Annotated in this window: 12 protein-coding genes and 1 other RNA gene; 7 read left to right on the top strand and 6 right to left on the bottom strand. The window is 62.3% G+C overall.

Going from position 1 to position 12,557, the window contains the following annotated elements:
- Positions 1–9: 9 nt before the first annotated feature.
- The 3 genes from NKJ90_RS21650 to NKJ90_RS21640 form a co-directional block, all read right to left on the bottom strand.
- Positions 10–1,878, bottom strand: a complete 1,869-nt coding sequence (locus tag NKJ90_RS21650) for an extracellular solute-binding protein (protein WP_023758163.1) — start codon at positions 1,876–1,878, stop codon at positions 10–12.
- Positions 1,878–3,755: an extracellular solute-binding protein gene (locus NKJ90_RS21645; protein ID WP_352486756.1), complete on the bottom strand. Its 1,878-nt coding sequence runs from the start codon at positions 3,753–3,755 to the stop codon at positions 1,878–1,880. Before NKJ90_RS21645 ends, NKJ90_RS21650 begins: the two co-directional genes overlap by 1 nt.
- 157 nt (positions 3,756–3,912) lie before the next feature.
- Complete coding sequence (locus tag NKJ90_RS21640; RefSeq protein WP_352486755.1) at positions 3,913–4,596, bottom strand: c-type cytochrome; 684 nt, start codon at positions 4,594–4,596, stop codon at positions 3,913–3,915.
- Between the two features lie 191 nt (positions 4,597–4,787).
- Here NKJ90_RS21640 and NKJ90_RS21635 point away from each other — a divergent pair, with 191 nt between their 5' ends.
- Both NKJ90_RS21635 and NKJ90_RS21630 read left to right on the top strand, forming a co-directional pair.
- Positions 4,788–5,534: a 3-deoxy-manno-octulosonate cytidylyltransferase gene (locus NKJ90_RS21635; RefSeq protein ID WP_023758160.1), complete on the top strand. Its 747-nt coding sequence runs from the start codon at positions 4,788–4,790 to the stop codon at positions 5,532–5,534.
- A 44-nt stretch (positions 5,535–5,578) separates the two neighbouring features.
- Positions 5,579–6,442 (top strand): prephenate dehydratase, encoded by an 864-nt coding sequence (locus tag NKJ90_RS21630; protein ID WP_023758159.1) that lies wholly within the window; start codon positions 5,579–5,581, stop codon positions 6,440–6,442.
- On the opposite strand, the gene NKJ90_RS21625 is transcribed toward NKJ90_RS21630, so the two are convergent.
- From NKJ90_RS21625 to NKJ90_RS21615, 3 genes are read right to left on the bottom strand one after another with little or no spacing between them, the layout of a single operon-like run.
- Positions 6,439–6,744: a Dabb family protein gene (locus NKJ90_RS21625; protein WP_023758158.1), complete on the bottom strand. Its 306-nt coding sequence runs from the start codon at positions 6,742–6,744 to the stop codon at positions 6,439–6,441. The two genes, NKJ90_RS21630 and NKJ90_RS21625, sit on opposite strands and share 4 nt — an antisense overlap.
- A gap of 37 nt (positions 6,745–6,781) precedes the next feature.
- A complete protein-coding gene (gene nudC, locus NKJ90_RS21620; RefSeq protein ID WP_023758157.1) occupies positions 6,782–7,726 on the bottom strand; it encodes an NAD(+) diphosphatase in 945 nt (314 codons plus the stop codon).
- Between the two features lie 36 nt (positions 7,727–7,762).
- A complete protein-coding gene (locus NKJ90_RS21615; protein WP_023758156.1) occupies positions 7,763–8,182 on the bottom strand; it encodes an HIT family protein in 420 nt (139 codons plus the stop codon).
- Positions 8,183–8,488: 306 nt separating this feature from the next.
- Between NKJ90_RS21615 and ffs the strand changes: the two genes are divergently transcribed.
- The 5 genes from ffs (at position 8,489) to NKJ90_RS21590 (ending at position 12,357) form a co-directional block, all read left to right on the top strand.
- An RNA gene (gene ffs / locus NKJ90_RS21610) (signal recognition particle sRNA small type) lies at positions 8,489–8,585 on the top strand.
- Between the two features lie 104 nt (positions 8,586–8,689).
- Positions 8,690–10,507 (top strand): DNA polymerase III subunit gamma/tau, encoded by a 1,818-nt coding sequence (locus NKJ90_RS21605; protein ID WP_023758155.1) that lies wholly within the window; start codon positions 8,690–8,692, stop codon positions 10,505–10,507.
- 30 nt (positions 10,508–10,537) lie between these two features.
- Positions 10,538–10,861, top strand: a complete 324-nt coding sequence (locus NKJ90_RS21600) for a YbaB/EbfC family nucleoid-associated protein (protein ID WP_352486753.1) — start codon at positions 10,538–10,540, stop codon at positions 10,859–10,861.
- A gap of 24 nt (positions 10,862–10,885) precedes the next feature.
- Positions 10,886–11,293 (top strand): hypothetical protein, encoded by a 408-nt coding sequence (locus NKJ90_RS21595; protein ID WP_023758153.1) that lies wholly within the window; start codon positions 10,886–10,888, stop codon positions 11,291–11,293.
- Positions 11,294–11,427: 134 nt separating this feature from the next.
- Complete coding sequence (locus tag NKJ90_RS21590; protein ID WP_023758152.1) at positions 11,428–12,357, top strand: cell wall hydrolase; 930 nt, start codon at positions 11,428–11,430, stop codon at positions 12,355–12,357.
- Positions 12,358–12,557: the final 200 nt, after the last annotated feature.

Below are 12,557 nucleotides of genomic sequence, written 5' to 3'. Positions count from 1 at the left end.
ACTGATATCTCAGGCTTTGCCAATTTTTGCCGCCTTGCCCTTGTCGAACCACCACAGCGCCTCGACCGGAAAGCCGAAATCGGGCTTCTGCTCGGGAAAGCCGAACATGTCCCAAAAGGCGCTTCGGTGATTCGCCAGGAACCAACTTGGAATCCAATCGCGCCGTGCGCGCAAGGCCCGATCGAGCGCCCGCATCGCAACGGTCAGGCTCTCCCGATCCTTGGCCGCGCCGACGGCGTCGATCAGTTTGTCGATCGCAGGATCTGCGATGCCTGGCAGATTGCGCGAGCCGGACACTTTTGCCGTGCTTGAATGAAAGAAGGTTTCGAGGTCGTCGCGAGTCGGCGTAGCGTTGAACGAGAAAGCGGCCGACAGCAGATCGAAATCGAACGTCGCCTGTCTGGCTTGGTATTGCGCCGAATCGACCAGCCGGATCGTGGCGTCGATGCCGATCGCCTTCATATTGGCGACCCAGGGCGAATAGACCTGGACGAAGGTATCGTCGTCGACCATAAACTCGGCCGAAAGCCGGCCGCCCTTGTCGTTGACAACGAAATCGCCCGACCTTTTCCAGCCGGCCGCGGCCAGAAGCTTCGCTGCCTGGCCAAGCAGCTTGCGGTCACGGCCGGAGCCGTCGGACGGGGGTTGGCTTACCGCCTCGCCAAAGACCTCCGCTGGGAGCTGTGCGCGCAACGGCTCAAGCAGAGCCAGTTCCTGTGTCGACGGCGGTCCTTCTGAGCGAAAGTCCGACTTCTCGAAACAGGACTGCGAGCGCTCATAGGAGCCGTAGAAGAAGTTGCGCCGCGTCCATTCAAAATCGAAGCAGAGAGCGATCGCCTGGCGCACGCGCGCGTCGCGAAATTGCTCGCGTCGCTGGTTGACGGCGGTTCCCTGCATCGTCGGCCGTTTCTCGGCGGGAAATTCGTGCTTGACCACCTTGCCAGCGGTCAGGGCCGGAAAGTCGTAGGCGGTCGCCCAAACGCGCGACGTGAATTCCTCGCGATAGGTGATTTCGCCTTTTTTGAACGCTTCGAAGCCGGCCATGCGGTTCTGGTAGAACTCGATGCGGATAGTGTCGAAATTGTTCATGCCGCGATTGACCGGAAGGTCGCGGCCCCAATAATCGGCCACCCGGTCGTATTCGATCCACGCGCCGGCCGAGAAGCGACCAACCTTGTAGGCGCCGGAGCCGAGCGGCGGATTCAGTTGCGAGGAATCGAACGGGTTGGCCGTGTAGAAGGCCTTCGACAGGATAGGGAACTCCACGACATTGAGCACCGTGCGGGCGGACTGCTTGCCGGAAAAATTGAGCTTGAGCGTGTGCTGATCGACGGCGACCGCCTCGTCGAGGTGGATCAAGGACAGCGAAAAGTCGGGATGGCCCTTTTCCTTGAACAGCTTGAAGGTGAAGGCGGCGTCCTCTGCCGTCAGCGGCGTGCCGTCGTGGAAGCGCGCCTGCGGCCTCAGCGAGAACTCGAAGCTGTTGCGGTCGTCGGAAACCGTCACGCCGTCGGCGAGCTGCCCATAGAGGGCGTCCGGCTCGTCCAGGGCCCTGACCATCAGCGCGTCGAAACACATCTCCATGCGCGGCGGCGCATCGCCCTTCTGGGTGAAGGAGTTCAGCGTGTTGAAGGTCAGCGTGTTCTGGTTGTAGCCCCAGTTCGGCGGCGAGAAGTTGAAGGTGCCGCCCTTCGGCGCATCGACATTCACATAGTCGAAATGGGTGAAATCCGGGCTGTATTTGAGATCACCGAAGGCGGACAAGCCGTGCAGCTTCACGCCGGTCGCAATGGTGGCGAAGGCCTTGCCCGGCAGCATGGCGGCGGCAGCGGCGGCAGTGCCCAGGACGAGAAAATCACGGCGGGGCAGGACCGCCATCAATTGCTGCCCCTGTATTTGGCGGCCAGCGCCTTTTCCTTGTCGAGGTCGATCCACCAGGAGTCGGGATCATAGCCGGAATAGGCAGGCTGCTTGTCGGGGATGCCGAATTTGTTCCAGTAGGCCACCCATATTGCCGAGCGATGATATTGCGGCACGACATAGAAATTCCACAGCAGCACGCGGTCGAGCGCATGAGTGGCGGCGACGAGATCCTCGCGGTCGGTGGCGAAGATGACGCGGTCGACCAATGCGTCGACGGTCGGATCCTTGATGCCCATCAGATTTCGCGAACCGGGTGTGTCGGCGGCCTTCGAGCTCCAGAAATCGCGCTGCTCATTGCCGGCCGAATCCGACTGGCCGAACAGGCCGGTGACGACATCGAATTCGAAGTGGTTGACGCGGTTGATGTATTGCGTCTGGTCGATGATGCGCAACGTGGCATCAACGCCGATCTTGCGCAGATTGGCGATATAGGGGCTGGCGATCACCTGGTCGGTGTCGTTCCAGCCCAGGATCTCGAATTTGAACGGAGCGCCGGTCTTGGCATTGACCATCTTGCCGCCCTTGATCACCCAGCCGGCCTTGGCGAAGAGGTCGACGGCCTGTTTGAGGTACTTTCGTTCCGCTTGCGGTGAATCGTAGACTGGCAGCTTGAACTGCTGGGTGAAGAGTTCAGGCGGCAGCTTGTCGCGGTACTTTTCCAGGATTTCCAGTTCCTTGCCTTGCGGCAAACCGCTCGACGCCAGGTCGGTGCCCTGGAAATAGCTTGAAGTACGGGTGTTGGAACCGAAGAACAGCGTTCGGTTCATCGACTCGAAATCGAACGGATAGGTCAGCGCCTCGCGCACCAGGCGATCCTGGAACAGCGGCCGCCGTTGATTGAGCACGAATGCCTGCATCGGCTGCGGCGAGTGGCTCTCGAAGACCTTCTTGATGACGTCGCCGGCCTTGATCGCCGGGAAATCATAAGCTGTCGCCCATTTGCGCGAGCTGAATTCGCGGTTGAGGTCTTCCAGCCCGCCCTTGGTGAAGGCCAACCAGGCCGCATTGTCATCGAGTATATAGGTGAAACGCCGCGTATCGAAATTCTCGCGGCCGATCTTCACCGGCAGCTTCGCCGCCCAATAGTCCGGCACGCGCTGCCAGATGACTTCCGAGCCCGGTTTGAAGCTGGCGATCTTGTAGGCGGCCGAGCCGAGCGGAATCTCCAGCGTCGGCTTGGTGATGTCACGCTTCTTGCCATTGGCATCGGTGCCTTCCCACCAATGTTTCGGCAGCACTGCAAGATCGCCGATGATCTTGGGCAGTTCGCGGTTGCCCTTCTGGTTGAAATGGAACTCGACCTCGTGGTCCGAAATCGCCACCGCATCGGTGACATTTTCGAAGTAGCGGCTGTATTGCGCACTGTTCGCCTTGAGCACCTGGAACGACCAGATCACGTCGTCGACGGTGATCGGCTGGCCGTCATGCCATTTGGCACGCGGGTCCAGCCGGTAGGTCGCCGAGGAATAGTCGGGGGGATATTTGTACGCGTCGGCGATCAGCGGGTGGCTGGTGCTGCCTTCGTCGGTCGCCTGTTCCATCAGCGTATCGTAGAGCAGGCCACCGCCGAACCCGACCAGGCCGGCGGCCGGTGATCCCTGTACGATGTAGGGATTGAAACTGTCGAAGGTGCCGAGCACCACCGAATTCAACGTGCCGCCCTTGGGCGCGTTTGGGTTGACGTAGTCGTAGTGCTGGAAGTTGTCGCCGTATTTGGACTCGCCGATCAGCGATGAGGCGGTGCGCCATTCGTCCGCTCGGCTCGTCTGCAATCCGGCCGCCAGAAGGGCTGCCGCCAGCATCGACTTGAGAAGCGTTCGGCCAACCGTCATGCACTATCCTCTTCGCAATGCCCGTTCATGGACAATCTAGACGATTTGGCGCTCGTGAAAACCGCCATGCGCGGCTTTGTCGCCGCATATGCGGTTTTCCTAACGAAAAAGCCGGGCTGAACCCGGCTTTTTCAAGGTCGTCGAGATGGATATCCGGTTATTGAGCGGGCGCCGGTGCGGGTACGGCCGGAGCCGGAGCGGCCGGCTTGGCCGGCGCGGCACCTTCAGCCGGCTTCGCCGGGGCAGCACCTTCAGCCGGCTTGGCGGGCGCGGTTGCGTCGGCGGCAGCGCCTGGCGCCGGCAGCGGCTTCGGATTGTCGGACAGCGTGCGTAGATAGGCGATGACGTTGGCGCGATCCTCGTCCTTCGGCAGGCCGGCGAAGCCCATGGCGGTGCCCTTAACGAATTTCTTCGGCGAGGTGATGAAGTGGTTGATGTTGTCGTAGGTCCACTTCTCGGTGCCGCCCTTGGAAAATTCCTTCATGCCGGCCGAATAGGCAAAGCCTTCATGCTCGGCCACAGGGCGGTCGACGAGATCCCACAGATCGGGGCCGACCTTGTTGGGGCCGCCCTTTTCGCCGGAATGGCAGGCTTGGCATTTCTTGAAGACGGCAGCGCCTTGCTCGACATTGGCGGTGGCCAGCAGCTCGGCGATTGGCTTGGCTTCGGCGGCAGGCGCGGCCGGACCGCCTTCGGCAGGCTCAGCGGCCTCGATGGCGAAACCGGGCTTTTCCGGCGCCGGCGAGGCAAACAGCGCGTCCGACACAATGCCGACCGAGAAGACGACGAAAACGGTTCCGAGCAATCCGGCGAGCAGTTTGTTGACTTCGTTGGAATCCATACGCCCCTTGCTCCCTTTTCCGGCGGACCGAACCGTCCACTCCGTCCGTCGGTATCGTGATCACCCTGCCAGGGCGGTCAAATCGGGCGGAAACTAGGTCTTTTGCTGCGGCGTTGCAACACCTATAAGGGCGCTTCCAGTGAGACCTTTTGCCACTTTCCCTGTCCTCTTCGAGACGCCTTGCACCGCGCATGTCCACACTGATTCTGATCCCGGCCCGCATGGCCTCGACACGCCTGCCAGGCAAGCCGCTGGCCGACATCGCCGGCGCGCCGATGATCGTCCATGTCGCCCGCCGCGCCACGGAGTCCGGCCTCGGCCGGGTCGTGGTGGCGACCGACACGCAAAGCGTGGCCGAAGCGGTGCGTGCGCATGGTTTCGAGGCCGTGATGACGCGCATGGACCACCAATCCGGCTCCGACCGCATTCACGAGGCTCTGGTCGCGCTCGATCCCGAGCGCAAGGTCGAAACGATCGTCAATGTGCAGGGCGACCTGCCGACCATCGATCCCGGCATCATCGTCGCCTCGCTCAGGCCGTTCGATGACGGCGCGGTGGACATCGCCACCCTCGGCGTCGAGATCGTCCGCGATGAGGAAAAGACCAATCCCAACGTCGTCAAGATCGTCGGGTCGCCGCTCTCCGGCACCAGGCTGAGGGCGCTCTATTTCACGCGCGCCACGGCACCTTGGGGCGAGGGGCCGCTCTATCATCATGTCGGCCTCTATGCCTATCGTCGCGCCGCGCTAGAGCGTTTCGTCGCGTTGAAGCCGTCGCCTCTGGAGCGGCGAGAACGGCTGGAACAGCTACGGGCGCTCGAAGCCGGCATGCGCATCGATGCCGAGATCGTCCAGTCGCTGCCGCTTGGCGTCGACACGCCGGAAGATCTCGAACGCGCCAGAACCATTCTTGCAACCAGAGCCATCCTTGCAAACTGAGAAATCCCTTCGAAGCTGAGACCCCCTTGAATCGAGAATTGGCCATGCCTGAAAAGACCAACAGAATATCCTTCCAGGGCGAGCCGGGTGCCAATTCCGACACCGCTTCCCGCAACGTCTATCCATCGATGGAGCCGTTGCCGTGCCCGACCTTCGAGGACGCGTTCAACGCGGTCGAGACCGGGAAGGCCGATCTCGCCATGATTCCGATCGAGAACACAATTGCCGGGCGGGTCGCCGATATCCACCATCTGTTGCCGGAATCGAAGCTCCACATCATCGGCGAATACTTCCTGCCCATCCATTTCCAGCTGATGGTGCTGCCCGGAGTCAAACGCGACGAGATCAAGACCGTGCACAGCCACATCCACGCGCTTGGCCAGTGCCGCAAATACATCCGCAAGAACGGCTGGAAGGCGATCGTCGCCGGTGACACGGCTGGCGCCGCCAAGATGGTCTCCGAGGGCAAGGACCGCACCATGGCGGCGCTGTCGCCGACGCTGGCCGCGACGCTCTATGGGCTCGACATCCTCGAGCGAAATGTCGAGGACACCGATAGCAACGTCACCCGCTTTGTCGTCCTCACCAAGAACAAGCAATGGGCTGACCGCCCGTCACCGGACGTCAAGATGATGACGACCTTCATCTTCCGAGTCCGCAATGTGCCGGCCGCGCTCTACAAGGCGATGGGCGGTTTCGCCACCAACGGCATCAACATGACCAAGCTGGAGAGCTACCAGCTGGGGGCTTTCACCGCGACGCTGTTTTACGCCGACATAGAGGGTCATCCCGAAGATCCGCTGGTCAAGCTGGCGCTGGACGAGCTTCGCTTCTTCTCACGCGAAGTGCGAATTCTGGGCGTATATCCGGCCAGCGCGTCGCGTGAGCAGTGGAAGGTCGCTGACTAGATCACCGCGCCCAGCGGCACGTAGTCGATTTCCATGAACGTCTCGACCTCCGGCACCCAGCGGTCGCGTACGAAAGCGACGTGGTCGGGATGATCGTTGTACCTGGTATAGGCAGCCTGATCGGCGAACTCCATCGAGAAGCCGAAACGATAGTCGTTCTTGGGGCTGATCTGCCGCAATTGCTCGAAATGCGTGACGCCCCTGATCGCGGTGAGGATTTTCTTGGCGTCGACCAGGAACCTCCGTTCCTCCAGCGAATGTGGCGGATGCTTCAGCGTGAAGACGACGGTGTGACGGATCATTTGCTGCTCCTGAATGGTCTTTCGATAGTCGCTGCCATCACTCCGAGTCGACCCAGGCGCGGATGAGGTGGTGAGCAATGGCGCCTTTCGGTGGCGTGACCAAATTGCCGGGATGCTCCCTGGTCAGCATCGAACGCACCTCGTCGCGGGCAAACCAACGGCAGTCCTCCAGCTCGTTCAAATCGGCCTGGATATCGTCGTTGAGCGGCTCGCCGAAGCAGCCGATCATCAGCGAATAAGGAAACGGCCAGGGCTGGCTGGCGTGATAGACGACGCGGCCAAGCCGGATGCCAGCCTCCTCCAGCGTCTCGCGGCGCACCGCCGCTTCGATCGTCTCTCCCGGCTCGATGAAGCCGGCAAGGGCGGAGTACATGCCCGGCGCGAAATGCCGGCCGCGCCCGAGCAGGCACTTCTCCCGCGTCGCCGTCAGCATGATAGCCACCGGGTCGGTACGCGGAAAATGCTCGGTGCCGCAATTCGGGCAGTGGCGCTTGTAGCCGCCGGCCCGCATCTGCGATTGCGTGCCGCATTTGCTGCAGAAACGATGGCTTGCATGCCAGGCCAGCAGGGCCGCACCTTGCGCCATCGCGCCGGCAGCCGCCTCATCGATCAGCCCCTGCATGTAGACGGAGCGGTAGTCGATGGCCTTGATGGTTTCCGGAAGCCGTTCCGGATCGACGCCGCCGGGCACGGCCAGCACGGGTCCCTGTTCGGAAAAACCGAGCAGGACACCCTGTTCGAGAAATGGTTCGAAAGGCTCGCTCTCGGAGGCGCCAAACCAGGGGTCGAGACCACTGCCATCCCCGAGCTTCAGATAGAGCCGCCCCCCATGCATCAACAGCAGCCGTGTCGCCGGGTCGGCGAGCGCCTTGTCGACCGAATCGTCGGCGCGGTTTTCGGACTGCCGGTCGATGATGTTGCCGGCAAAGCCGACGAACTGACTCGGCTCGCGCAAGGGCGCGTCAAACAGGCGGAAGCTCATGGAAACTCTGCGTTGCGGGATGGACACGGGGAACGCTTATAGCGCCGCCTTGATCGTTTCGGCAAACCGCCGCAGGTCGGAGCCTTTATAGGGCTCGCGCAGGCCGTATCCCCACACCGGGCCCGGCCAGCCGGGATCGCCTTCCGAACGCGCAATGATATGGATGTGCAGCTGGCGCACGATGTTGCCGAGCGCGCCGGTGTTGATCTTGGTGCAGCCTGTCGCTTTCTTCAGCGCCTGCGCCACCATATTGGTCTCGAAGGTCAGCATTGCCTGGTCGAGCGGCGTCATCTCGTGGATCTCCTCCGCGCCTGGCCGCTGCGGCACCAGGAGCAGCCATGGCCAGCGGCGGTCGTTCATCACCCGCAACTCGCACAGCCCCAGCCACATCAACTGCTCGCTATCCGCCTCCAGCCGGGAGTCCAGCGTGAATCCGGCCTTCAGGCCCGTCATCATCGGCGTTTCCCTTGCTTTTCTTGGTTTCCTCAAGGGCATGAACGCTAGAGCGGCGGCAAGGGGGCTGCAAGCGAATCATTGCGCCCTCGCGATCGGCAGCTCTTCACGATAGGAATTTTTTCTTGATTCGTGACCTCAGCTATGGTACATATTTGTTCATGGTGCTGATTTGCGCCAGTGACCCGCCGCGCAGGCGGGTTTTCGTTTGATGCTCCGTCAGCCGACGCGCCGGCGAAGGCTGCAAAGGAATCCGGGATTTCTTCTGCGCACTTGCATTTCATCGAACAATTGCCGATATGGACGACGGGAGGTTGGTGGTGGACGATCCACTCGCCAACCGGGTCAGGTCCGGAAGGAAGCAGCCCTAACGAGCCCGGAACGGGTCATTGTTCCAGCCTCCCACCTCACCGGCCCTTCTCGCGACATTGACGACGCATTGCAGCGCGGGCGAGACTATGCGCAGGAATCGGCCGCTTTCGGGCGCGGCCATTTGGAGCTTATGGGCGAATGAGCGAAGCCGGAAATTCGGGACCAAAAAGCCTGGAGAATGGCAAGGCGGCCGCCTATCGCGTGCTGGCGCGCAAGTACCGTCCCTCGAACTTCTCGGAACTGGTCGGCCAGGAACCGACGGTGCGCACCCTCACCAATGCCTTTGCCACCGGCCGTATCGCCCAGGCCTGGATGCTGACCGGCGTGCGTGGCGTCGGCAAGACCACGACGGCACGCATACTCGCTCGTGCCCTGAACTACAAAACCGCTGATATCGACCAGCCGTCGGTCGACCTTGCCGAGCTCGGAGAACATTGCCAGGCGATCATGGAAGGCCGCCATGTCGACGTCATCGAGATGGACGCCGCCTCGCACACCGGCATCGACGACATCAGGGACATCATCGAGCGCGTGCGCTATGCGCCGGTCTCGGCGCGCTACAAGGTCTACATCATCGACGAAGTGCACATGCTGTCGACGCAGGCCTTCAACGGCCTGTTGAAGACGCTGGAAGAGCCGCCGCCGCACGTCAAATTCATCTTTGCCACCACCGAGATCCGCAAGGTTCCGATCACCGTCCTGTCGCGCTGCCAGCGCTTTGACTTGAGGCGCATCGACGCCGGTGCGCTGGTTGCGCATCTCGCGTCGATATCGGCCAAGGAGGGCATTTCGGTCGACGACGACGCGCTGGCGATGATCGCGCGCGCCGCCGAAGGCTCGGCCCGCGATTCGCTCTCCATCCTCGATCAGGCGATTGCCCATGGCGCCGGCTCGGTCAGCGCCGCTGCGGTTCGGGCGATGCTGGGGCTCGCCGACCGCGCCCGCATCGTCGACCTGTTCGAACATGTAATGAAGGGTGATGTAGCGGCCGCTCTTGCCGAATTCCGCGCGCAGTACGACACTGGTGCTGATCCGGCCGCCGTACTGACCGATCTTGCCGAGTTCAACCATCTCGTCACGCGGCTGCGTTTCGTGCCGACGGCCATCGAGGATGCCTCGCTATCCGAGGACGAGCGGCAGCGCGGCGCGGATTTCGCCAGGACGCTGTCGGTCAGAGTGTTGTCGAGGACATGGCAGATGCTGCTCAAGGGCATTCCCGAGGTCCAGTCCTCCAACCGGCCGGTGAGTGCCGCCGAAATGGTGCTGATCCGGCTAGCGCATGCCGCCGACCTGCCGACGCTGGACGAGGCGTTGAGATCGCTTGAGGGCGCAACGCCGGTACAAAATGGCACCCCACGCCCGAATGGTACACCCGCGGGGTCGGGCAATGGTGGCGGCGCCAGTGCTGTGGCGCAGACGCGCATGCCGGCCGGGCCGGGCGGTGCACAGACCATGCGGCTTGTGGAGAGCACGCCTGCCCCTGTTGCTTTCGTCGCTCCGCCGGAGCCGGTCGTCGAGACGCAATCGGTGCCGCTGAAATCGCTCGCCGACATCATTGCCCTGGCTGACGCGCAGCGTGACATCGCCTTCAAGGTGCAGGTCAAGAGCTATATCCGCCTGGTTCGTATCGAGCCCGGCCGTATCGACGTCGGCCTGATCAGCGACGCGCCCAAGATGCTGCTCAACGACCTGACGACGAAGTTGCGCGCCTGGACCGGCCGCAGCTGGCTGGTTTCGCTGTCGAAGGAAGAGGGTGGCCAGACGCTCTCCGAGATGGAATCGGCCAAGCGCGAGAACGCCTTCCTCGATGCCAAGAGCGATCCGACGGTGGCCGCTATCCTGGCGCGCTTTCCCGGGGCCAAGATCATCGACGTGCGCATTCCAGACGCGCCGGAAGCCGAAACGGCCGAGGCCGAAGTGCCGGTCGAGCCGCCGGCTGACGACGACGAAACCTGACCACAGAACGAATCCGCAAAGGACCAGACCATGAAAGATCTTCTCGGCCTGATGGGCAAGGCGAAGGAAATGCAGGCCAAGTTCCAGGCCATGCAGGACGAGATCGCCATTCTGGAAGCGTCGGGCCAGGCCGGCGGCGGCCTGGTCAGCGTGACGCTGACCGGAAAATTCGAAATGAAGTCGCTGAAGATCGATCCATCCTTGTCCAAGGAGGACGATGTCGAGATCCTGGAAGACCTGGTGCTCGCCGCCCACAATGACGCCAAGACCAAGGTCGAGCAGATCATGCAGGAAAAGACCAAGGCGCTGACCGCCGGTCTGCCGATCCCGCCGGGAATGAAACTGCCCTTCTAGCGTTCGGCGCGCCCCATGGTCGACATGACCGAAGAGCCCACCGAAAGATTGATCGAGCAACGTATCCGCAACAGGATCTACGAGATCCTGGAAATTCTGGCCGACTGCGACGACGGCGTCGATCTCGTCGGTATCAAGGGCTACTTCAATTTGTTCGAGGACTTTGTCCATCGCCCGTCGATCGAGGCCGGCACATCTGCGCTTTCGAAAGACGAGCGCGCGATCGTGCTGGAGATCGCCGAGTTCCTGGAGGCGGCCAGCGAGACAAATCCGGACTTCACCAAGGCCGAGTTCGTTGAAAGCGGCTGGCCGGCAAGGATCGCGCCGACGGCCAGGGACGCGCGAGCGCTGTTCCTCCGGCGCGGCCTGTTCTCGGAGAAGATCGAAGAGGCTGAACCTGGCCAGCCGGTGGCGATTGCAGCCGGGAGGTAGCCCGCATAAAGCCATGCAACCGTGCCAATTTGGCAACAGTGCCCCAGTAATAACGTTTTGGCCATCTTTTTGCCTGAAAGTGTCTCATTCTTGCCGCAGCCTGGGGGCGGGCATGGACGTGAGAGGGTTACCTGTTGATTGCCACGCGATGGAAGGCGCCGCTGTTGCTCGGCGCCGTCATTTCACCCCTGTTTTTGGCTGCATGCAGCCAAACCACTTCGCACGGTATGTCCGTGGCCAGCCTCACCGACGCCATCACGCCGAGTTTCCTGAGCTCCCGGGCCTACAGCCATACGCCCAAGGACAAGGAATGCCTGGAACGGGCGATGTTCTTTGAATCCAATCGCTCAAGCCGCGACGGCATGATCGCCGTCGGCACGGTGGTGATGAACCGGCTCCGCTCCGGCAACCACGGAAGCACCATCTGCGAGGTGGTGGGCGAGGGTGGGCAGTTCGCGCCTGGCGTCATGACGAGACCGATGAATTCGCGAGCGATGCCCGAAGTCGAGGAAGCCGCCGATGCCGTGCTCAAGGGCGAGCGCAAGGCCAAGCTGAAGAACACGATGTATTTCCACACCGCTGGGCTGCGCTTCCCTTACAAGAACATGCACTACACGATGGTTGCCGGCGGCAATGCCTTCTATGAGAAGCGCGGCCGCAATTGGCAGCCGTTGCCGGATGAGCCGCAGGTCGCAATTGCTTCGGCGGCGCCCGAGAAGCCGGCCGCAGCAGCGATAATGGTCGCTTCCACCGAGCCCGCACCTCCGGCCAGGACGGCAACCATTCGATCCGCCCCTGCCCAACAGACCTATGTGACGGCGGCGGCTGCGCCGTCCGCGAAATCCGCGCGTGTCTCGGTTCAGCCGACGGTGGTGGCGATGCAGGAACCCATGGAAGAGCCGGATGCCGCCCGTTTTGGCGGAACCCTGAACACAAGGGTCATCTCCTCGGTTCAAAACGCGCCACAGGAGGCGACGATGGTGGGGTTCCAGTCCACGCCTGAGAACACCGACGCCATCGGCGCGATGATTGCCAGCCAGGACCGGCCACTCGAGACCAATTGATCCGGCTCCATGATCCACCTAGCCAATATGGCGGTTGATGCGGACGTGGGATGTTCCAAAGCGCTCTGAAAAATCCTGGAGCGGGGGGGGGGGGGGGGGGGGGGGGGGGGGGGGGGCCGGGAGGGGGTTTTTGTGGGACGCGGCCGGGGACGCCCACGGCGCGCGGGGTGGTGTTTTGTGGTGATTTTTGTGTTTTTTAA

The sequence above is a fragment of the Mesorhizobium sp. M0051 genome (genome assembly GCF_040323235.1).
Classification (GTDB): Bacteria; Pseudomonadota; Alphaproteobacteria; order Rhizobiales; family Rhizobiaceae; genus Mesorhizobium.
The sequence above is the reverse complement of the archived record's forward strand: the minus strand, read 5'-3'. Positions and strand labels throughout refer to the sequence as shown.